The 21,581-nt window shown below is 70.4% G+C and carries 13 protein-coding genes; 8 read left to right on the top strand and 5 right to left on the bottom strand.

Features of this window, described 5'->3' with window-relative positions:
* Nucleotides 1-180: 180 nt before the first annotated feature.
* Complete coding sequence (locus LCN96_RS34505; protein WP_225266613.1) at nt 181-1,002, bottom strand: helix-turn-helix domain-containing protein; 822 nt, start codon at nt 1,000-1,002, stop codon at nt 181-183.
* 160 nt (nt 1,003-1,162) lie between these two features.
* Between LCN96_RS34505 and LCN96_RS34500 the strand changes: the two genes are divergently transcribed.
* Nucleotides 1,163-1,888 carry an alpha/beta fold hydrolase gene (locus LCN96_RS34500; protein WP_225266612.1) on the top strand — a complete coding sequence of 242 codons (726 nt, stop codon included), beginning with the start codon at nt 1,163-1,165 and terminating at the stop codon, nt 1,886-1,888.
* A 75-nt stretch (nt 1,889-1,963) separates the two neighbouring features.
* Here LCN96_RS34500 and LCN96_RS34495 read toward each other — a convergent pair whose 3' ends face one another.
* From LCN96_RS34495 to LCN96_RS34480, 4 genes are all read right to left on the bottom strand, one after another.
* A complete protein-coding gene (locus LCN96_RS34495; protein ID WP_404823986.1) occupies nt 1,964-3,382 on the bottom strand; it encodes a non-reducing end alpha-L-arabinofuranosidase family hydrolase in 1,419 nt (472 codons plus the stop codon).
* A 44-nt stretch (nt 3,383-3,426) separates the two neighbouring features.
* Nucleotides 3,427-5,445, bottom strand: coding sequence for a family 43 glycosylhydrolase (locus tag LCN96_RS34490; RefSeq protein WP_225266610.1), 2,019 nt, complete (start codon nt 5,443-5,445; stop codon nt 3,427-3,429).
* Nucleotides 5,442-8,168 (bottom strand): beta-L-arabinofuranosidase domain-containing protein, encoded by a 2,727-nt coding sequence (locus tag LCN96_RS34485; protein ID WP_225266609.1) that lies wholly within the window; start codon nt 8,166-8,168, stop codon nt 5,442-5,444. Before LCN96_RS34485 ends, LCN96_RS34490 begins: the two co-directional genes overlap by 4 nt.
* A 561-nt stretch (nt 8,169-8,729) precedes the next feature.
* On the bottom strand, nt 8,730-10,190 hold the full coding sequence (locus LCN96_RS34480) for an endo-1,4-beta-xylanase (protein WP_225266608.1): 1,461 nt from the start codon (nt 10,188-10,190) through the stop codon (nt 8,730-8,732).
* A gap of 431 nt (nt 10,191-10,621) precedes the next feature.
* Here LCN96_RS34480 and LCN96_RS34475 point away from each other — a divergent pair, with 431 nt between their 5' ends.
* From LCN96_RS34475 to LCN96_RS34445, 7 genes are all read left to right on the top strand, one after another.
* Nucleotides 10,622-11,953 (top strand): extracellular catalytic domain type 1 short-chain-length polyhydroxyalkanoate depolymerase, encoded by a 1,332-nt coding sequence (locus tag LCN96_RS34475; RefSeq protein WP_225266607.1) that lies wholly within the window; start codon nt 10,622-10,624, stop codon nt 11,951-11,953.
* Nucleotides 11,954-12,039: 86 nt separating this feature from the next.
* The gene (locus tag LCN96_RS34470) at nt 12,040-13,860 is read left to right on the top strand and encodes a family 43 glycosylhydrolase (RefSeq protein WP_225266606.1); all 1,821 of its coding nucleotides are present in this window, start codon (nt 12,040-12,042) and stop codon (nt 13,858-13,860) included.
* Nucleotides 13,861-13,886: 26 nt separating this feature from the next.
* Nucleotides 13,887-15,155 carry a cellulose binding domain-containing protein gene (locus LCN96_RS34465; protein ID WP_225266605.1) on the top strand — a complete coding sequence of 423 codons (1,269 nt, stop codon included), beginning with the start codon at nt 13,887-13,889 and terminating at the stop codon, nt 15,153-15,155.
* 12 nt (nt 15,156-15,167) lie between these two features.
* Entirely contained in the window at nt 15,168-16,739 is a 1,572-nt protein-coding gene (locus tag LCN96_RS34460; protein ID WP_225266604.1) for a lectin, read from the top strand.
* 196 nt (nt 16,740-16,935) lie between these two features.
* The gene (locus LCN96_RS34455) at nt 16,936-17,976 is read left to right on the top strand and encodes a LacI family DNA-binding transcriptional regulator (protein ID WP_225266603.1); all 1,041 of its coding nucleotides are present in this window, start codon (nt 16,936-16,938) and stop codon (nt 17,974-17,976) included.
* A gap of 206 nt (nt 17,977-18,182) precedes the next feature.
* A complete protein-coding gene (locus tag LCN96_RS34450; RefSeq protein ID WP_263657356.1) occupies nt 18,183-19,172 on the top strand; it encodes a LacI family DNA-binding transcriptional regulator in 990 nt (329 codons plus the stop codon).
* Nucleotides 19,173-19,355: 183 nt separating this feature from the next.
* A complete protein-coding gene (locus LCN96_RS34445; protein WP_225266601.1) occupies nt 19,356-21,491 on the top strand; it encodes an alpha/beta hydrolase in 2,136 nt (711 codons plus the stop codon).
* Nucleotides 21,492-21,581 lie beyond the last annotated feature (90 nt).

Raw genomic sequence — 21,581 nt, 5'->3', positions numbered from 1 at the left:
CGCGCCGAGGCAGCCACGGGGGCGGGCTGCGTCGTCTTCTCCCGGTCAAGGATTCCGTAGTGGGCGGCCCGTCACCCGGCACTTGGCCAAGGAATGCGCTGCGACGGCCCATGTTCCGGACGCCGGATCCGGCGAATGCCCGCAATCGGGCCACCACCCGGCCGGTCGCGGACGGCGAGGTCAGGCCGCCAGGAGGGACGCGAGGAGCGCCAGCTTGTCGGCGCTGCCGGTGCCGGCGTCCGGATGCAGGACGACGAGCGTCACGCCCGGCGCGCCGCTGACGCCGAGCCGCTCCCGGTTCAGCCACAGCGTGCCGACCTGGGGGTGGTCGAGGCGCTTGGGGGTGCCCTCGCAGGTGTTCACGTCGTGGCGGGCCCAGAGCCCGCTGAAGAGGGGGCTGGCCAGGGACAGCTCGCCGACGAGCTCGATGAGGCGGGGGTCGTCGGTGTCGGTGCCGACGGAGGCGCGGAAGCCGGCGACCAGGCCCTGCGCCGCGTCCTCCCAGCCGGGGTGGAGGGCCTGCTCGGCGGGGTCGAGGAAGACGTCACGCAGGCGGTTGCGCCCCGCCGCGAGCCGCGGCGACAACGCGGTCGCGAGCGCGTTGGCGGCGAGGACGTCGAAGTAGCGGCCCTCCACGTACGCGGGCAGCGGCAGCGTGCCGACGAGCTTGGCCACCCCCGGCGGGACGGTCTCCTGACGAGGCCGCCGCCGACGCCGCCGGGGCCGGTCCGCGCCGAGGCGCAGCAGGTAGGCCGTCGCGTCGTCGTCGAGCCGCAGCACCCGGGCCAGGGATTGGAGGACCTGCGCGGAGGGGTTGCGGTCACGGCCCTGCTCCAGGCGCAGGTAGTAGTCGGCGCTGATGCCGGCGAGCATCGCGACCTCCTCCCGGCGCAGGCCCGGCACCCGCCGGACGCCCACGGAGGAAAGGCCGGCCTGCTCGGGAGTGACGAGCTCCCGGCGGGCGCGAACGTAGTCGCCCAGCAGGTTGCGTTCGTCGCTCATGCCCCCACGGTACTTCGTGCGCCTTCGTGCCTGCCTGGCCCTGTCACTCCCAGGATCGCGGGGGCTCTGGCTCACTCCCCGGGCGCGCGGAAACCTCGCTTACCGCACGGGCACGGGCGAGCGCGGCCGGTGCTCCCTTCCGAGAGCGAGGAGCCACATCATGTCGACCTATGTGCTGGTACACGGAGCCTGGCACAGCGGGCAGTGCTGGGAGCGGGTGGTCCCGCTGCTCACGGCGGCGGGCCACCGGGTGGAGGCGCCGTCGCTGACCGGTTTCGGCGACCGGGCGCACCTGCTCGGCCCCGAGGTGGGGCTGGACACCCACGCCGACGACCTCGTCAGGCTGATCACCGAGGCGGACCTCACCGACGTGATCCTGGTGGGCCACAGCTACGCGGGGCTCGTCATCTCCTCCGCCGCCAACCGCGTCCCCGGCCGCATCGCCCGGCTGGTCTTCCTCGACGCGATGGTCCCGGAGGACGGCGAGAGCGCGGTGGACGTGCACCCCGTGATCCAGGCCCTCATCGACCGGGCCGCGGAGTCCGAGACCGGCTGGCTGGTCCCGCCGATGCCGGAGCTGCCGCCGCCCATGGGCCTGTTCGGGGTCACCGACCCGGCGGACGTGGCCTGGCTGCGGTCGATGCTGTCGGACCAGCCGGTGCTCTGCTACCGGCAACCGGTGCGGCTCGACGACCCGGCCGCGCGCCTGATCCCGCGTACGCACATCCACTGCGTCGTCGGCGTCCCGGAGGGCATCGAGCGGCGGCCCGTCCCGGCGCTCCAGCCGGACGGCAGCCCGGCGCAGGTGTGGGAGCTGGAGACGGGCCACGACTGCATGATCACCATGCCGGCCGAGCTCACCGAGCTGCTGCTCAAGCTCGGCTGACAGGGACGACGCGGCGTTGTCCCGCACGACGGGACACGGCGGGCGGCCCGGAGGTCCGGGCCGCCCGCCGTGCCGTCAGCGCTGGAGTGTCAGCAGGCCGGGACGGTAGGGCAGCAGACCGTAGTCGCCGCCGGAGTTGGGGCTGCGGCCCTGGTAGAGGAGCTGCAGGTTGCACGGGTCCACGGTGAAGGTCTGGTCGGCGCTGGTGCGGATCAGCTCGCCGTGGCTGATGTCGTTGGTCCAGGTGGCGCCGCTGTTGGCCTTGCCCGCGAAGGGGTTGCCCTCGGTGGCGGCCTGCGGGGTCCACGAGCCGTTCAGGCTGGTGGCGGTGAAGGAGCGGAAGTAGCGGCCCTGCGCGCCGATCGCCTCGACGATCATCAGGTACTTGTCCTGGCCCTGGAGCTTGTAGACCTGGACGGCCTCGAACAGGTTGTTCGTGGTGTCGCTCATGATCACGGTGGAGGTGCTGCCGAAGTTGCCGGGGAAGTTCCCGATCGGCATGCTGGCGCGGTAGATCTTGCCGTTGTCACCGGCGAAGAACAGGTACATGTTCGTGCTGTCACCGATGAGCGTCTGGTCGATGGGGCCGGTGCCGGAGCCGGAGATGCTCCCGGTGAACAGCGTCTGCTGCGCCGACCAGCCGTTGGGGTTGGTCGGGTCGCTGGAGGTGCGGTACGAGAAGGCGGTGCCACCCCACTGGTAGGCCAGCACCCAGATGTTCCTCGGCGCGAAGTAGAACAGGGTGGGCGCGACCGTGGAGTTGGTCATCGCGTTCTGGCTGGCCGTGGCCATCTCCGACCAGTTGCTGAAGAGGCTGAAGTTCATCGAGCCCCACCGCGTGCCGGTGTCGTGCGTGGTGGCGTAGACGAGGTGCCGGCCGTTGTAGGGGGCGACGGTGAAGTCCTTGAGCGAGACCCAGCCGGCCCTCGGGGTGGCCAGCGGGCCCGTCGAGGTCCAGCGGTAGGAGGACGGGAGGTCGCACTGGCCGGGGTTGCCGGTGCCGCCGTCCACCTTGACGAGCTGCCACTGCTGGTTGGCGCCGCCCCAGTCGTCGTACTGGACGATGTTGCCGCCGTCGGCGGTGGAGGCGCCCTGTACTTCCAGGGCCTTGTTGCTGTGGCGGGAGATGAAGCGGACGTAGCCGTCGGAGCTGTCGGCCAGGCGCCACTGCTGGTTGTTGGTATTGTTGTCGGCCCACTGGACGATGGCGCCGCCGTTGGCGGTGGAGAAGTTGTAGATGTCGAGGACCTTGCCGGAGTGGCGGGACTTGATGCGGTAGTAGCCGCCGCCGGAGTCGACGAACTGCCACTGCTGCTGGTTGCCGTTGTTGCGGGTCCACTGGGTGATGCGGGCGCCGTCGTTGGTGGCCAGGTTGTAGACGTCCAGCGCCTTGCCGCTGTTGCGGTTGACCAGCACGTACCAGGCGCTGGTGTCGACGGTGGCCGCGCCGGCGGGCTGCACGGCGAGGAGCAGGCTCGCCAGTAAGGTGGCCACCGTCGCCAGGACGGTCAGGAATCTGCGTTTCACAGGATCTCTCCTCAGGGGGTGGTGAGGTCGAAGCGGCGCACGGTGACCGCGCCGCCGAGGGACTGCGTGGCGTAGTTGAAGATGCCGAAGCGGTAGCCCATGAAGAACTGCCAGGCGTTGTTGAGCGTGAAGGCCGGGCCGAGGCTGACGAAGGTGCTGCCGTCGGTGCTGTAGGAGAAGCGGGCCTGCCTGCCGGAGCCCGGCCGGATGTCGGCGGCCACCCGCAGCCAGATCCGGCCGCCCGAGACGGCCGCGCTGGCCGCCTCCGTGCCGGTGCCGGTGGTCTGCCACGAGCTGTTCATGCTCAGCCCGTTGGTCATCACGACCCGGTTGACGCCGTTGTCGCGTTTGACGCCGATCCAGGCCGACTGGTCACGCAGCATGGCCAGTCCGGCACGGTCGCCGTTGGCCAGCTGGGAGTAGTCCAGCTCGATCGTCGCCGTGGACGACGGGCCCTGGATGCGGTGGGTGAGCGTGTTGCGGGCGTTGTAGAGGTCGTTCGTCACGGTCGCGGTCTGCAGGCGCAGGCCGTTGCCGGTGGAGTAGCGGCTGGTGTCGGGGTTGTGGTTCCACTCCCAGCGGTGCCCGAGCGCGGGCGAGGTGAAGGTGTCGGGGCCGATCATGGACGCCACGGTGCGGCTGGTCTGGATGTTCGGCTTGGGGTAGGTGACTCCCCAGGTGCCGTTGACGGTCTGCAGCGTCGGCCAGTCGCCGTTCCAGGTGATCGGCGCGAGCGCGGGCACGCGCCCGCCGGGGTAGGCGTCGACGAACGACATGTAGTACCAGTCGCCGTTCTGGGTCTGGACGAGGCCGCCCTGGTGCGGGACGCCGCCGCCGGAGATGGGGCCGGGCAGGTCGAGCAGGACCTGGCGCATCTCGTACGGGCCCCACGGCGAGGTGGAGCGGAGCACGTACTGGCCGTTGGCCGGGCGGGTCAGCCAGATGTAGTAGTAGCCGTTGCGCTTGTAGAAGCGGGCGCCCTCCAGGGTGCCGACGCTGCTCGGCGTCTGGAACACCTGCTGGGCGCGCACCTGGCTGAGCCCGTCGGCGGAGAGCTGGGCGACGCTGATGGTGCCGTTGCCGTAGGCGACGTACATCGTGTCGTCGGTGTCGATCAGCAGGCCGGCGTCGTAGTAGCAGTTGTTGATCTGCGAGCGTTTGGTCCAGGTGCCGTCCACGGCGGAGGCGGTGTAGACGTAGGTGCGGTTGAACTCGACGCAGCCGATCCAGTAGTAGGTGCTGTTGCTGGGCCGGTAGTTCAACGTCGAGGCCCAGATGCCCTTCACGTACGCCCGGCCGCCGCTCAGGTCGTAGGCGCTGGAGCCGAAGTCGAGCCTGGGCACCGAATGCCCGGCGTACTCCCAGTCCACCAGGTTGTAGGAGCGCAGGATCGGCGCGCCGGGGGAGTAGTGCATCGTCGAGGCCGAGTAGTAGTAGGCGTCACCGACGCGGATGATGTCGCCGTCGGCGAAGTCCTGCCAGACGACCGGGTTGGTGTAGCCGCTGCCGCTGCCGCCGCCGTCCACCTTGACGAGCTGCCACTGCTGGTTGGCGCCGCCCCAGTCGTCGTACTGGACGATGTTGCCGCCGTCGGCGGTGGAGGCGCCCTGTACTTCCAGGGCCTTGTTGCTGTGGCGGGAGATGAAGCGCACGTGACCTTCCGAGCTGTCAGCCAGGCGCCACTGCTGGTTGGTGCCGTTGCCGTCGGCCCACTGCACGATGGCGCCGCCGTTGGCGGTGGAGAAGTTGTAGACGTCCAGGACCTTGCCGGAGTGGCGGGACTTGATGCGGTAGTAGCCGCCGCCGGAGTCGACGAACTGCCACTGCTGCTGGTTGCCGTTGTTGCGGGTCCACTGGGTGATGCGGGCGCCGTCGTTGGTGGCCAGGTTGTAGACGTCCAGCGCCTTGCCGCTGTTACGGTTGACCAGCACGTACCAGGCGTTGGTGTCGACCGTCGCGGCCGAGGCCTGGGGGGTGAGCGACACGCTCACGAGTAACAAGCACGACAGGACCGCGAGCACGCGCCTCACAGGAACCTCCAGAGGTTGTTGTTCGAGCCGTTGTCATCGGCGAGCACGACCTGCGCGCCCTGAGAGGTGCCGGCGAGGCCCAGCACCCGGCCGCCGTTGGCGCACTGGATGCGGAAGGCGGCGCCCGAGCCGTGACGCAGCCGCCAGCGGTGGTCGGCGGTGCCGTTGTCGGCCCACTGCACGACGCGCGACCCGGCGGCGGTGCCCATGTTCTCCACGCCCAGCACCTTCTGGCTGTGGGAGTTGCGCAGCCGCAGGTAGCCGCCGGTGTCCACGACGGCCGTCCACAGGTGGTCGGCGGTGCCCGTGTCGCCCCACTGGACGACCAGCGCCCCGTCGGCCGTGGACATGCCGGTGACGCCGAGCACCATCCCGGTGCCCGCGTTCTGGATGCGCCGCGCCCCGTTCGGCACGAACCGCCACTGGTTGTCTGGGCTGCCGTTGTCGGAGTCCTGGACGGCCTGGGCGCCGTTGGCGGTGGAGCCGTTCTGGATGCCGAGCAGCTTGCCGCTGTGCACGTTGCGGATCTTGACGGAGCCGTCGCCGGCGTCGGTGACCGTCCAGCGGTGGTCGGCGGTGCCGGTGTCGCCCCACTGGATCACCCTGGCGTTGTCGGCGGTCGACATGTTCTCGACGCCGAGCACCTTGCCGCTGTGCACGTTGCGCAACCGCAGGGCGGCGCCGTCCACGACCAGAACCCAGTCGTGGTCGGCGGTGCCGTTGTCGGTCCACTGCAGGGCGGGGCCGCCGTCGGCGGTGGACATGTTCTGGATGCCGAGCACCAGCCCGCTGGCCGCGTTGACGAGCCGGAAGCTCGCCGCGCCGGTGCCGCCGGTGCCGCCGGTGTTCCAGTAGACGACGTAGTTGTGGCCGTGGGCGTCGTGGAACGGCGCCAGCCGCACCGGCGCCCCGTCGGCCGTGGCCGTGAAGGTCAGGGAGGAGGCGCCGGTGCGGGTGACCGAGGAGGGGACCAGGGTGGGGGCGGACGACAGGGCGGTGTCGCCGTAGTCGCCCGACAACACGACCGGGCCGTAGGTGACGGCCTGCACGCCGGGGTTGTCGTTGGCGGCCTTCATGATCACCCGCATGGGCAGCCGCACGGTCACGGTGTCGCCCGAGGTCCACGACCGGGTGAGGTCGGCGTAGGAGCCCGGGGTGGTGGCGATGGACTGCTGGACCCCGTTGACGCTGACCGTCGCGCCCTGCGTCCAGCCCGGGATGCGGACGCGCATCGTCCACGACCCGCTCACGTTACCGGTGACCTGCAACGACGTGGTGTCGCCGACCGGGTAGGAGGTGGTCTGGGTGACGGTGATGCCGCGCTGGCTCCAGTCGAGCGTGGAGGGCGTGAACAGGTTCACGAACAGCGTGGTGCCGTCGTGGAAGTAGATCGAGTCCATCAGCTTGGTGTTGGTCTCGATCCCGGTGCCCTGGCAGCACCAGAAGGAGTTGTAGTCGGTGCTCCACGTGCCGCCGCCCCAGGCCGGGCCGACCCCTCGCCGCCCGCCGGGGTTGAGCGGGGTGAAGTAGGTGACGTGCCCGCGCGCGTCGGCCGGGTTCTGCTGGCCGATCAGATGGTTGAGCAGGGCGTTCTCGTAGTAGTCGAAGTAGTCGGCCCGGGACGGCGACAGCAGCCACAGCTCCCGCGTCAGCTTGAGCATGTTGTAGGTGTTGCACGCCTCGCCGGTGTCCCTGGTCAGGTGGGCCGCGATCGCGTTCGGGGCGCGGAAGTGCTCGGCCTGGCTGTTGGAGCCGTTCACGTACGTGTGCGCGCCGACGGTGATGGACCAGGCGTTGGCCGCGATGTCGCGGTACCGGGTCGTGCCTGTCGCCTTGTACTCGCGGGCCGCCCCGATCCACTTGGGCACCTGCGTGTTGGCGTGCAGCCCGTTGAGCCGGTCCTGGTTGGCGGCCAGCGGATCGAACACGGCCGCGTGGTCGAAGCGCCGGGCCGTGGTCAGCCACCGGGAGTCGCCGGTCAGCTGGTACAGGTCCGTCAGCACGGCGTTCATGCCGCCGAACTCGGTGCCGAGCATGGCCTGCAGCTGGGCGGTGCTGAGCCGCGCGGTGCGGGTGTCCACCCATCCGGCCAGGGCCAGCAGCACCGTCCTGGCCCGGGTGTCGCCGATCAGCCGCCAGACGTCCAGCAGCCCGGCCAGGGTCTTGTGGATGCAGTAGTACGGCACGTTGCCGTTGGTCAGGGTGCGGTTCTCCACGGCGGTGATGTCGGACTCGGGGAAGCCGGACAGGTAGCCGGCGGTGAATCCGGCGGCGCCGTTGTTCGCCTGGCACCTGGCCAGCTCGGCCACCATGTAGGTGGCCTTGTCACGGCAGGTGGTGTCGCCGAGCACGGCGTAGGCCTGCGCCCACGCCGTCAGGAAGTGGCCCTGCATGTGCGAGCGGAACGGGAAGCTCGGGGCATCCCAGCCGCCGTTGGCCGCCGCGCCGCCGGTGGACAGCCGGTGGTTGGCGCGGAAGACGTACAGCAGCCGGTCGACGTCGACGAAGCGCAGGTAGCTGAGGGTGCGGTTCTGGTTGTCCAGCCAGCGGCCGGAGGTCAGCCGGACCTGGCCGAGGTCGAACTCGTAGGCCGACACACCGATGTCCGGTCTGGCCCAGGGGATCGCGGCCAGCGCGGGGGACGCGCCGGCGACCTGGCCGGCGACCGAGAGCGCGGCGGTCGCGCCTGCGGCCTGTAAGAGCTGACGACGGCTCAAGGACATGCGGAACTCCTCGGGGATGGGGGGCGGTGACCGGCCGCCGCCGGCCACGGGCGCGCCGGGTCGGGCCTCCGGCTCGCCGATCGGGGGTGGCGTCGCTGCCGGTGGGCTCGTCTCCGGGCTCCTTCGCTGGATCGCGTTGTTAGCGCTAACATTCGGTCCTGCAGAGCTGTGTGGCCCAATTCCGTCGGGCGGGTTGTCGCGGAGTACATCCGACGGTGCGGCCCGGCGTCAACGAGGGCAACCCCTCGCCGGCTCGGGCGTCGCCGCCGGAAGGCCCGCCTGCCTGGAGTTTCGCGGCCCCAGGAGATCGCGCCGCACTGCTCGTGCTTGTGAAAGTTTCACAGAAGTTACGCGATGGCAAGAGGTACGTTGCGAAGTTAGATGAATTAACTTGCTGCCTCACAGCCTCGGAGAGGGCTGCTCGGTGGGAGGCGTACCGGGGCCGTGTGCTGCGGCGGGAGGCGTAATCGATCTTCTGAAATTAAGGACACGATAGCCGCGCTGACATGCCGGATGACCGGGCTCGGCCACAGGAGCCCGGTCACCGGCCGCGCCGTGCGGCTACACGGACGCGGGGTTGTAGGTCCACTTCTGGTTGTTGCCTCCGGAGCAGCTGTAGAGCTGCAGGCCCGTGCCGTTGCCGTTGCCGGCGCCGATCGCGTCGAGGCAGAGCCCGGACTGCACGCCGACGATGGTGCCGTCGGAGTTGACGCGCCACTTCTGGTTGTCGCCGCCCCAGCAGGAGTAGATCTGGATTCTGGCACCGTTGCCTGTGCCCCCGGCATCCAGGCACTTGTTGCCGTACACCCTCAACTCCCCGGCCGAGGTCTGGGCCCACTGCTGGTTGGTCTGGCCGTTGCAGTCCCACAGCTGCACCGCGGTGCCGTCGGCGGTGTTCGCGTTGGGCACGTCCACGCAGCGGCCGGAGGCGACGCCCCTGAGCTGGCCGGCGTCGCCGCCGGGCGTCGGCGTGGTGGTGGTGCCGCCGTTGAGCGCGTTGAGCACCGCGGTGTAGGCGGCCTTCTTGTTGCCGTTGCCGTCGAAGAGCAGCGCGGCGGCGCCGGAGCCGAGCCAGGAGTCGGTGTCGCGGACGCCCCAGACCGTGATGCCGGTGCAGCGCGGCACGGCCAGGCAGTCGTTGACGACGTTGGCGTAGGTGGTGGCCGAGCCGCCCTGGATGTCCAGCTCGGTGATCTGCACGTCCACGCCGAGAGCGGCGAAGCTCTGGATGGTGGTGCGGTAGTTGCTGTTGTAGGGGCTGTTGCTGTTGAAGTGGGACTGCAGGCCGACGCAGTCGATCGGGACGCCGCGGGCCTTGAAGTCCCTGACCATGTTGTAGACGCCCTGGGTCTTGGCCCAGCTCCAGTTGTCGATGTTGTAGTCGTTGTAGCAGAGCTTGGCGGCCGGGTCGGCGGCGCGGGCGGTGCGGAAGGCCACCTCGATCCAGTCGTTGCCGGTGCGCTGGAGGTTGGAGTCGCGCCGGCCGCCGGAGTTGCCGTCGGCGAAGGCCTCGTTGACCACGTCCCAGGCGTAGATCTTGCCCTTGTAGTGGCCCATGACGCCGTTGATGTGGTTGATCATGGCCTGGCGCAGCGAGCTGCCCGACAGCTGCTGCATCCAGCCCGGCTGCTGGGAGTGCCAGGCCAGGGTGTGGCCGCGCACCCGCTTGCCGTTCTGGACCGCCCAGTTGTAGACGCGGTCACCGGCGGTGAAGTTGAACTGCCCCCGGTTGGGCTCGGTGGCGTCGATCTTCATCTCGTTCTCGGCGGTGACCATGTCGAACTCGCGGTTGGCGATGGTCGTGTAGGCGGAGTCGCCGAGCTTGCCCGCGGCGATGGCGGTGCCGAAGTAGCGGCCGCTCTGTGCGGCGGCGGCGCCGAGCGTGCTCGCCGCGGCGCCGGCGGGGACCGCCGTCGCCAGTGCCGTGACCAGGCCGAGCGCGCCGAGCGCCCCGGCGATCAGTGCCCGGCGCGCGCCGCGTGGCCGCCTGGCGGTAGGGGGGGACATGGCGTTGACACGCATGCTTGAGCCTCCATAGGCGAATCATGGGGAAGGGATCCGGGGGGACGCACACCACGGGCGTCGGGAAAGTGATCCCTTTGTCGAGCAGCAGGCACTCAGTGTGGGAAGAGTGCCGAAAATTGTCAAGGATGCTCTGAAAACTTTCGGCTCCAGCGGCGCTCGGGCGGGTTGGGGCTCCGGCTCACGTGCGACTTGTGGCCTTGAAAGTTTCGGCGAGTGGGCCGTTTCGGTGCTGGATGAAAGTTTCACGACGCCGCTGTGGCTGGTCGGGAGTGCCCGAATAAGGTAATCCGAGGTGAGCGCGTTCGGGGTGCTTACTTTCCGACCTCCGCATGTTAAGGCGCTCTTGACAGTACCTTTCTGGCTCGTGTTTGCTCCATCCCGCCACCCCGGCAGCGGTCTGTTAGCGCTAACAGTGGAGAGGCGGACCCATGACACGAAGCGGACCCCGGACAAGCAGGCGTGCGGGCCTCGCCGCCGCCCTGGCGGCCCTGATCACGGCGCTGGTCACCGCGCTGGCCGGGTTCCTCACGGCCGCGCCGCAGGCGTCGGCGGCGGTCCTGACCGAGGTGACGAGCTTCGGTGCGAACCCCGGCGGCCTGCGGATGTACCTCTACGTGCCCGACACGGTGGCGCCCCGGCCGGGCGTCCTGGTGGCGATGCACGGGTGCAACGGCTGGGCGCCCGGCTTCCACCAGGGCACCGAGTTCGCCTCGCTGGCCGACCGGCACGGCTTCGTCGTCATCTACCCGCAGGCCAACAAGAGCGCCAACGGCATGTCCAACTGCTTCGACGTGTGGTCGAACGAAGCCCTGCGGCACGGCGGCGGCAGCGACCCGGTGTCGATCGTCTCCATGGCCACCTACGTGCTGCAACGCTACAACGGCGACCCGGAGCGGGTCTTCGCCACCGGCTTCTCCTCCGGCGCGATGCAGACCCTCAACCTGCTCGCCACGTACCCGGACGTGTTCAAGGCGGGCGCGCCGTTCGCCGGGGTGCCCTACGGCTGCCTCGGCCCCGCCGGCTGCGGCGACAAGACCCCGCAGCAGTGGGGTGACCTGGCCAGGAACGCCTACCCCGGCTACACCGGGCCCCGCCCCCGGGTGATGGCCTGGCACGGCACCGCCGACTCCGTGCTGCCGTACACGATGCTGCAGGAGGAGATCGACCAGTGGACGAACGTCCACGGGCTGAGCCAGACCCCCGCCACCACCGACAGCCCGCAGTCCGGCTGGACCCGGCGGGTCTACGGCTCCGGGCAGGTCGAGGCGTACACCATCACCGGCGCCGGCCACGACCTGCCGCGCACCGGGATGGCCGCCTACGCCATCCGCTTCTTCGGCCTGGACGGCGGCTCGTCCACCACGACCCCGACCGTGCCGCCCGCCGGGCAGCTCAAGGGAGCCGGCTCCGGGCGCTGCCTGGACGTGCCCGGCGCCGCCACCGCCGACGCCACCGCCGTGCAGCTGTGGGACTGCAACGGACAGGCCAACCAGCAGTGGGCCGCCACCGCCGCCGATGAGCTGAGGGTCTACGGCACCAAGTGCCTGGACGCGGGCGGCACCGGCAACGGCGCCGTCGTCCAGATCTACTCCTGCCACGGCGGCGCCAACCAGAAGTGGCGGCTGAACGCCGACGGCACCATCACCGGCGTGCAGTCCGGGCGCTGCCTGGACGCCGTCGGCCAGGGCACCGCCAACGGCACCCGGCTCCAGCTCTACACCTGCCACGGCGGCACCAACCAGCGGTTCACCCGCACCTGACCAGTCGGCGGCGACCGGCGCCGGACCCGACACTCCGGCGCCGGACTCGCACCTGACACCCCCCGGCCTCGATCGGAAAGGTGACCATGAGACTTCGGCTCGGCGCCCTGCTGCGGCGCGGCGCGCTAGCGATCATGGCGTTGCTCTGCGGCGTGGCGATGATCCCCGGCACGGCCAGGGCGGACAACCCGATCGTCCAGACCATCTACACCGCCGACCCCGCCCCCCTGGTGCACAACGGCCGCGTCTACCTCTACACGGGACACGACGAGGACGGCTCCACGTACTTCACCATGAAGGAGTGGCGGGTCTGGTCGTCCGCCGACATGGTGAACTGGACCGACCACGGCTCGCCGATGAGCGTGGCCACCTTCGCCTGGGCCAGCGCCGACGCGTGGGCGGGCCAGGCCGTCCACCGCAACGGCAAGTTCTACTGGTACGTCCCGGTGAAGGACCGGGCGAGCGGTCAGATGGCCATCGGCGTCGGCGTCTCCGACAGCCCCACCGGGCCCTTCACCGACGCCATCGGCCGCCCTCTGGTCAGGAACGGCGAGATCGACCCCTCGGTCTTCATCGACGACACCGGGCAGGCGTACCTGTACTGGGGTAATCCCAACCTCTGGTACGTCCGGCTCAACGCCGACATGATCTCCTACTCCGGCAGCCCCACCCAGATCCCGCTCACCACGGCGGGCTTCGGCACCCGGACCGGCAACGCCAGCCGGCCCACCCTGTACGAGGAGGGCCCCTGGGTCTACAAGCGCAACGGCCTCTACTACAACGTCTTCGCCGCCAAGTGCTGCTCGGAGTTCATCGGCTACTCGACGGCTCCCGGACCCACCGGCCCGTGGACCTACCGCGGGACGGTCATGCCCACGCAGGGCAGCAGCTTCACCAACCACGCCGGGATCATCGACTTCAACGGCGGATCGTACTTCTTCTACCACAACGGCGCCCTGCCGGGCGGTGGCGGCTTCACCCGCTCGGTGGCCGTGGAGAAGTTCACCTACAACGCCGACGGCACCATCCCCACGATCAACATGACCACGGCCGGAGCGCCCCAGGTCGGCACGCTGAATCCGTACGTCCGCCAGGAGGCCGAGACGATCGCCTGGGGATCCGGCGTGGAGACCGAGCCCGCCGGCGAGGGCGGCATGAACGTCGGCTGGATCGAGAACGGCGACTACATCAAGGTCAAGGGCGTCGCCTTCGGCTCCGGCGCGACGTCCTTCAGCGCGCGAGTGGCCTCGGCGACCAGCGGCGGCCGGATCGAGCTGCGCCTGGGCGGGGTCAGCGGCACCCTGGTGGGGACGTGCACGGTGCCGGGCACCGGCGGCTGGCAGACCTGGACGACGGTCACCTGCCCGGTGACCGGCGCGACGGGCACCCATGACCTGTACTTCAGGTACACCGGCGGCAGCGGCAACCTGTTCAACGTGAACTGGTGGCAGTTCACCGGCGGCTCCGGCGGCAACCTGCTCGCCAACGGCGACATGGAGAGCGGCACCACGGGCTGGGGCGCGTCCGGGGGAGCCCTGTCGTCCGTGACCGACCCGGTGCACGCGGGCGCGCGGGCGCTGGCCATCGCCGGGCGTACGGCGTCATGGAACGGCACCACCCAGGACGTGACCGCGAAGCTCACCAACGGCAGGACCTACACCACCAGCGTCTGGGTGCGCGCGCAGAGCGGCACGCCCAGCGCGAAGGCGACCCTGGCGCTCACCGCCGGCGGCACGACCAGCTATCTCCAGCTCACCCCGGCCACCCCGGTCACCTCCAGCGGCTGGACCCGGCTCACCGGCACGGCGACCGTCTCGTGGAGCGGCACGCTGACCGGCGCGACCTTCTACGTCGAGACGACCGCGGGCACCGACGGCTTCACCATCGACGACGCCTCGTTCCAGTAGTCCGGCACCAGGATCGGAGTTACGTGATGTCAGGACGCGGCTCCCTCTTCACCACGATCGCGGTCACCGCCGCGGCACTGCTCGTGCTCGCCACGGCCGGCGCCGCGCTGAGCAGCGACACCAGCACCCTCACCGCGCCGCCCACCGGCACGCTGGCGCAGCCCGCCGGTGCGCTCGCGACGACCGCCGGATGCGGCAAGTCGCCGACGCTGAGGAGCGGTACGCAGTCGATTCAGAGCAGCGGCAGGAACCGCTCCTTCATCCTCCGCCTGCCCGACAACTACCACAACGGCACCCCCTACCGCCTGATCTTCGGCTTCCACTGGCTGGGCGGCACCGCCGCCGACGTCGACTCCGGCGGGACCAGCGGATACCCGTGGTCGTACTACGGCCTCAGGCAGCTGTCGGACAACGGCGCCATCTTCGTCGCCCCCCAGGGCCTCAACAACGGCTGGGCCAACAGCAACGGCGAGGACGTCACCTTCGTCGACGACCTGATCAGGCTCATCGAGGCCGACCTCTGCGTCGACACCTCCCAGCGCTTCGCCACCGGCTTCAGCTACGGCGGCGGGATGAGCTTCTCGCTCGCGTGCTCCCGCCCGTCGGTGTTCCGCGCGGTCGCCGTCTTCTCCGGCGCCCAGCTCAGCGGCTGCAGCGGCGGCACGCAGCCGGTCGCGTACCTGGGCCTGCACGGCCTCGGCGACACGGTGCTCGGCATCGCGCAGGGGCGGGCGCTGCGCGACAGGTTCGTCCGCAACAACGGCTGCACTCCGCAGAACCCGCCCGAGCCCAGCGCGGGCAGCCGCGGCCACGTCGTCACCGCCTACTCAGGGTGCCGGGCCGGTTACCCGGTAGTGTGGGCGGCGTTCGACAACGGTCACACGCCCGCCCCGGTGGACGGCACTTACACCGACAACGGCGTGACGACCTGGACCAAGGCAGAAGTGTGGAAGTTCTTCGCCCAGTTCGGCGGCGGCACCTCGTCGCCGACTCCGGCGCCCGGCGGCTGCACGGCCACGATGGAGACCGTCAACTCCTGGTCCGGCGGTTTCCAGTCCACCGTGACCGTCCGCGCCGGTGGCGCCGCCGTCAACGGCTGGACGGTCGGCTGGGCGTGGCCGGGCGGGCAGACGATCAGCAGCCTGTGGAACGGCGTCCGCTCCGGCTCCGGAGCAGGCGTGACCGTGCGCAACGAGTCGTACAACGGCTCGCTCGCCCCCGGCGGCACCGCCACGTTCGGCTTCACGGCCGGCGGTGTGCCCGCCACCCCCGCCCTCACCTGTGACGCGTCCTGAAGGAGGAACCGGATGCGCAGGTTCATGAGATGGTTCCTGGCGGTGACACTGGCCGCCGGATCGCTGGTCGCGGTCGGCGGCGGCACGTCGCCCGCCGCCGCGCTGGACAACGGGCTCGCCCGCACGCCGCAACTGGGCTGGAACGACTGGAACACCTTCTTCTGCAACGTCAACGAGACCCTCATCCGGCAGACCGCGGACATCATGGTCTCCAGCGGCATGGCGGCGGCCGGTTACGAGTACGTCAACATCGACGACTGCTGGTCCACCAGGAGCCGCGACGCCGCCGGCAACCTGGTGGCCGACCCGCAGAAGTTCCCCAGCGGCATGAAGGCGCTGGCCGACTACGTACACGCCAAGGGCCTGAAGCTCGGCATCTACTCCTCGGCGGGCACGACCACCTGCGCCGGCTACCCCGCCAGCCTCGGCTACGAGCAGCGCGACGCCGCGTTGTGGGCGTCCTGGGGGATCGACTACCTGAAGTACGACAACTGCGGCGACCACCTGGGCAGGACCGGTCAGCAGCGTTACACCGCCATGCGCGACGCGCTGGCCGCCACCGGCCGCCCGATCCTCTACAGCCTGTGCAACTGGGGCCAGGAGAACGTATGGACCTGGGGCATGCCGGTGGGCAACTCCTGGCGCACGACGGGTGACATCGCCGCGAACTGGAACTCCATCATGGGCATCCTGGACCAGCAGGTCGGCCTGGAGGCGTACTCGGGGCCCGGCGGCTGGAACGACCCCGACATGCTGGAGGTCGGCGTCGGCGCGCTCACGGCGACCGAGGGCCGGGCGCACTTCAGCCTGTGGTCGCTGCTGAACGCGCCGCTCATCGCGGGCAACGACCTGCGCACGATGAGCGCCGAGACCCGTACCATCCTGACCAACACCGAGGTCATCGCGGTCAACCAGGACTGGGGCGGCAGGCAGGGCCACAAGATCAGCGACAGCGGCGACCTGGAGGTCTGGCGCAAGCCGATGTCCGACGGCTCGGTCGCGGTCGTCCTGCTCAACCGGGGCACCTCCACCGCCACCGTCTCCACCACCGCCTCCACCCTCGGCCTGGCCGCGGTGCCCGCCTACGCGGTGCGCGACCTGTGGGCGCACACCACGTCCTCCTCGGCCGGGACCATCAGCGCGGCGGTGCCCGGACACGGCGCGGCCATGTACACCGTCACCGGAGGCGGCCTCGCGCCCTCGGTCGCGATCAGAGGGGCCGGCTCGGGCCGGTGCCTGGACGTCACCGGCGCCTCGCAGGCCAACGGCGCGCAGGCGCAGATCTGGGACTGCAACGGCCAGCCCAACCAGCAGTGGACGCCCACCGCGAGCGGTGAGCTGCGGGTCTACGGCAACAAGTGCCTGGACGCCTACAACCAGGGCACCGCCAACGGCACCCAGGTGATCATCTGGGACTGCAACGGGCAGGCCAACCAGCGGTGGCGGCTCAACACCGACGGCTCCATCGCCGGCGTGCAGTCGGGCCTGTGCCTCGACGTGCCCAACAACGCCACGGCCAACGGCACCAAGCTGATCATCTGGTCCTGCAACGGGCAGGCCAACCAGCGGTGGACCCGCACCTGAGCACCCGGTGCCCGGCGGCGGTGACGCGCTCCTCTCGCACTGACCGGCTCCGAAATTATTTCGCAACTTGTTCGTTGTTGCCAGGACACTAGGTGCGTATCCTGGCTCCTGTCAACGGGAGGAGCCCACCGGAAGCCTGGCGAGAACGGTTCGAGGTAGGTTTCGAAATAATTTCGTAGCGCCACAAGGGGCCCTGATGCGACGGCGAGGTCGTTCCGAGCGAGCCACCCTGGCGGACGTCGCCCGGCTGGCCGGCGTCTCGCCGACGACCGCCTCGAAGGTCCTCAACGGGCGCAGCGATGTCGGGGCGAAGACGCGCGAGCTGGTGCTCGGAGTCATGGCCGAGATCGGCTACAAACCGACGGCGGCGCGCCACGAGCAGGCCAGGGATCGCATGCTCGTCACCGTGCTCGACATCGTGGAGTCCCGTTACGCCGGCACGGTGCTCCAGGGCATCCTCGTGGCGGCGACCGCTGCGCAGGCCGAGCTGCTGGTCCGGCTGCCGCCAGGGGAGCCGGTCGGCAGCAGCCGCAAGGCGGCGCGGGCCTGGCTGGAGGAGGAGCAGGCGTCCGGGGTCGCCGGGGTCATCGCGCTGGCCGTGGCCGTGCCCGACTCGGTGATCTCGGCCGCGGAGGAGCTCGGGCTGCCTGTCGTGACGATCGATCCCATCGACACCACCGAGTCACGGCTGGTCAGCATCGGCTCCACCAACTGGGCGGGCGGTCGTGCTGCGACCGAGCACGTGATCCAGCTCGGCCACCGCAGGGTCGGCTGGATCGGCGGGCCACTGGGCTCGGCCCCCTCGGCGGAGCGCTTTCACGGCTACCAGGCCGCGCTCGACTCGGCCGGTCTCGTGCCGGACCGCGCGCTGGTCCGGCACGAGGCGTTCGCCGTCGAGGCGGGGCAGCGGCACGGGCGCGACCTGCTCTCGCTCGACGAGCGGCCGACCGCGATCGTCGCGGGCAACGACGAGATCGCCGTCGGGGTCCTCGCCGCGGCCAAGGAGCTCGGCATCCCGGTCCCGGGCGGGCTGTCGGTCACCGGCTTCGACGACACGCCGCAGACCGAGTGGACCACACCCCGGCTCACGTCCGTCAGGCAGCCGCTCATGGGCATGGGCCGGATGGCCGTCGAGACCGTCCTCGGCATGGCCGACGGCGTGCAGCCCGCCTCCCGGCATCTCCAGCTCGCGACGACCCTCAGCGTTCGCGACTCGACGGGGCCGGCGCCCTCGTGAACGCGCGGCGATTCCCCCGCCCGGTGGGCAGGGCGCCGCCGCACCCGGCTCGCGCCCCACGTTCCGGCCATGGTTTTACCCCAAGAACGGCTGGCCGGAAAGACCTTGTTTCCGGAAACCGCATCGCTTACCTTTGCGCTGCAAACGTAACCGATAACGATTGCAACTTGTGAGGCGGCATGGCCAGAGGTGGCGCCCCGGTGACGATGAGCGATGTCGCGCGATTAGCGGGCGTCTCCACCGCGACCGTGTCGCGCGTGGTCAACGGGCGTTACGGCGTCAGCGTGAGCACCATCGAGCAGGTACGTTCGGCCATCGAGCAGCTCGGCTACGAGTCGAGCCTGGTGGCGACGAGCCTGCGGCGCAGTCGCACCAACGTCCTGGGGCTGGTGACGCACAGCTTCCAGTCCTACACGGCCGAGGTGCTCAAGGGCGTCATGGACGCGCTCAGCCAGTCGGGCTTCGACCTGATCATCTACGCCAACAGCGACCTGTACGGGACGTACTCGGACGGCTGGGAGCAGCGGCACCTGGCCCGGCTCTCGGGCACGCTCACCGACGGCTGCATCGTGGTCACGCCCTCGGGCGAGGTACGCAGCGGCACGCCGGTCGTGGTCATCGATCCGGCGCGGGGCTCCACGGCCCCGTCGGTGACGGCGGACAACTTCGCCGGCGCCACCGCCGTGGTCGAGCACCTGCTCGCCCTGGGGCACCGGCGCATCGGCTGCATCGCGGGCCGGGCCGGTCTGGAGGCCGCGTGGGCGCGCGAGGAGGGGTACCGCACGGCGCTGGCCGCGGCCGGCGTTCCGCTCGATCCGCAGCTCATCGCCCGCGGCAGCTTCAACCCCGAGTCGGCGGCACCGCTCGCGCGGGCGCTGCTCGACAGGGCGGACCGCCCGACGGCGATCTTCGCGGCGAGCGACGGCATGGCGCTGAAGACGCTGCAGGTGGCCAAGGAGCTGGGGCTCGACGTCCCCGGCGACCTGTCGGTGGCCGGCTTCGACAACATCCCGGAGTCGGCGCTGGCGGAGCCCGGCCTGACCACCGTGGACCAGTCGATGTACCGGCTCGGGTACGAGGCGGCACGCATGCTGAAGGCGCTGGTGCGGGGCGACTGGGAGGGCCCCGGCCGGACCGTGCTGCCCACCCGCCTGGTGGTCAGAGGCTCCACCGCGGCCCCGGGAGACCCTCGGTGACCATGACGACACCCACAGGGACGGCTTTCCTGCGCACCTGACGTCCGCGGCAACGGACGTCGGGTGGGCAAGCTGACCCCACGACGGAATGGAGGTGCGAACACCGACCACGAGGTATCCACCGCATGAATCAGGCCGGCCAGTCGGGCATCAACCGTGGCCAGCCATCAAGGGAGTTTTTGCATGCCATTTTTACTTTATCACGGCAGGTCACGACCCCTCGGCGGGCTCAGGCGCGCCGCGGCGATCGCCGCCGGGGTGTTGACGATCGCCGCCATGTTGCTCGTGCCGCGCCCGGCGGCGGCCGCGGAGGCGCCGTGGCTGAGCGTCTCCGACGACGGCTTCGCCTCCTTCAGCGTTCCGGTGGCCGCCGTCGAGGCGGGGATCGGCCCGGTGTCGCAGCTGGTCATCGAGGGCAACTTCGGCCCCTCCGCCACCTGGGCGGAGTACGGCCTGACCCGGCGCGGCGACGTCTTCTCCGGCGTTCTCGGCCCGTTGCGGCCGGGGCTGTACTCCTACCAGGTCACCGGCGACGACACCAAGGGCATGAAGGACCCGACGAACAGCACCGTGGTGGCGTCCAAGCCGCTCTGGAGCACCTTCTTCGTGCCGGGTGAGGCCGTCCGGCTGCTGGCGGACGCGCCCGAGGGCCAGGGCGGCAAGATCGACACTCTGACCTACGGCTCCGGGAGCCAGGCCCTGGTCTGGACGCCTCCGGCGTACGCGGCCAGAAAGACCTATCCCGTGCTGTTCCTGCAGTCCGGCGACGGCTGGAGCGCCACCGACTGGCTGGACCTCGGCCGGGCCCGGCAGATCCTGGACAACCTGTCGCTCCAGCGGCGGATGGCGCCGATGCTGGTGGTGATCAGCGACGGCGGCGATCCGCAGGAGCTGCGCAAGGCGGTCGCCGGCCGCTACCGGGTCCACCAGGACGCGGCGCACCAGGCGATCGCCGGTGTGGCCGAGGGCGGGACGCAGGCCCTGCGGACGGTGCTGACCCGCCCGGGCCAGTACGCCTACGTCGGCTCGTTCTCCGGCCTGCTGACGGACGTGAAGGTGACCAACCGCCACGCCGAGCTGGTGCGGCTGTACACGGGGAACGTGACCGACCCCGCCTACAACGCCACCCACCGCCTGACGAAGGTGCTGGACCGCGCCCGGGTCGGGTACGAGTTCGACGGGGTCAACCCGGACGCCGGGGCGAACTGGAACGCCTGGCAGGAGAACCTCATCGACTTCGTGCCGCGCCTGTTCCGCAAGGTGCGCGACCACGGCCCGAGCGCCGGGCACGGCAGGCTGAAGGGCGAGTTCCGCCCGCCGGCCCCCGGCACCACCCCGACGCCGTTCGTGACCGAGGACGGTTTCGTCACCTTCGAGACCACGACGGACTTCACCGCCGCCCAGCGCGTCAAGGTGTGGGCGAACTGGGCTCCCAACGGCAGCTGGCTGCGCGTCCCGCTGACCCGTTCGGGTGACCGGTGGCGCGCGACGGTCGGCCCGCTCGACCCGTGGTTCTACTACTACCGGCTGATGGTGGACGGGGTCTCGGTCAAGGACGCGTCGAACCCGACGAAGGTGACCACCGAGCCGACGTGGAGCACCTTCCTCGTCGACGGGCCGGCGGCGCGCCTGCTCACCGACGTTCCCGCCGGTAAGGGCGGCAAGGTCGAGAGCATGACCTACCGGAGCACCGTCACGAACCAGGACAGGACCGCGCTGGTCTGGACCCCGCCGGGGTACGACCCCAGCCGCGCGCAGCCGTACCCCGTCTTCTTCCTGCAGCACGGTGGCGGCCAGAACCACACCGACTGGGTGGAGATGGGCCGCGCCAAGCAGATCCTCGACCACCACTTCCTCGACGGGAACCTGGAGCCGATGGTGGTCGTGATGGGCAACGGCAACGTGCCCGACTTCAACAAGGAGCTGCTGGAGAACCTCGTGCCGGCGGCCCGCGCCCGCTATCACGTCTCCGACGACCCGTCGCAGCAGGCCCTGGCCGGCCTGTCGATGGGAGGCGGGCAGACGTTCGGCGTGCTGAAGGCCTTCCCTGGGCGGTTCGCCTACGTCGCGGCGTTCTCGGCCGGGTTCGGCAGCGGCGCGGGCGTCGACGCGGCGGCGATCAACAGCGGCACCAAGCTGCTGCGCCTGTACGTCGGCGACCGCACGGACTTCGTCTACCCGTCGTTCATGACGTCCCTGGCCACCTTGAACGACCTCGGCATCCGCTACGAGTTCGACGGCGTCACCCCCGGCCCGCACGGCTGGGACGTCTGGCAGAAGAACCTCATCGATCTGGCACCCCGCCTGTTCAAGCGCTAGACGAGCCTGTCCGCCCGGCCTTCGCCGCCGGACGCGGGCCCTGTTAGCGCTCACCTGCGAGTCGGCGCGAGGGGGCGGGGCGCGGTCATC

This window comes from Nonomuraea gerenzanensis (assembly GCF_020215645.1).
Classification (GTDB): Bacteria; Actinomycetota; Actinomycetes; order Streptosporangiales; family Streptosporangiaceae; genus Nonomuraea; species Nonomuraea gerenzanensis.
Note: the sequence above shows the minus strand (reverse complement) of the source record. Positions and strands in the feature narration are given on the sequence as shown.

Bases quoted from the DNA above. Each gene is read 5' to 3' on its own strand.
- LCN96_RS34505 (WP_225266613.1), bottom strand. From the start codon at position 1,002: ATGAGCGACGAACGCAACCTGCTGGGCGACTACGTTCGCGCCCGCCGG.
- LCN96_RS34500 (WP_225266612.1), top strand. From the start codon at position 1,163: ATGTCGACCTATGTGCTGGTACACGGAGCCTGGCACAGCGGGCAGTGC.
- LCN96_RS34485 (WP_225266609.1), bottom strand. From the start codon at position 8,168: ATGTCCTTGAGCCGTCGTCAGCTCTTACAGGCCGCAGGCGCGACCGCC.
- LCN96_RS34480 (WP_225266608.1), bottom strand. From the start codon at position 10,190: ATGCGTGTCAACGCCATGTCCCCCCCTACCGCCAGGCGGCCACGCGGC.
- LCN96_RS34475 (WP_225266607.1), top strand. From the start codon at position 10,622: ATGACACGAAGCGGACCCCGGACAAGCAGGCGTGCGGGCCTCGCCGCC.
- LCN96_RS34470 (WP_225266606.1), top strand. From the start codon at position 12,040: ATGAGACTTCGGCTCGGCGCCCTGCTGCGGCGCGGCGCGCTAGCGATC.
- LCN96_RS34465 (WP_225266605.1), top strand. From the start codon at position 13,887: ATGTCAGGACGCGGCTCCCTCTTCACCACGATCGCGGTCACCGCCGCG.
- LCN96_RS34460 (WP_225266604.1), top strand. From the start codon at position 15,168: ATGCGCAGGTTCATGAGATGGTTCCTGGCGGTGACACTGGCCGCCGGA.
- LCN96_RS34455 (WP_225266603.1), top strand. From the start codon at position 16,936: ATGCGACGGCGAGGTCGTTCCGAGCGAGCCACCCTGGCGGACGTCGCC.
- LCN96_RS34450 (WP_263657356.1), top strand. From the start codon at position 18,183: ATGAGCGATGTCGCGCGATTAGCGGGCGTCTCCACCGCGACCGTGTCG.
- LCN96_RS34445 (WP_225266601.1), top strand. From the start codon at position 19,356: ATGCCATTTTTACTTTATCACGGCAGGTCACGACCCCTCGGCGGGCTC.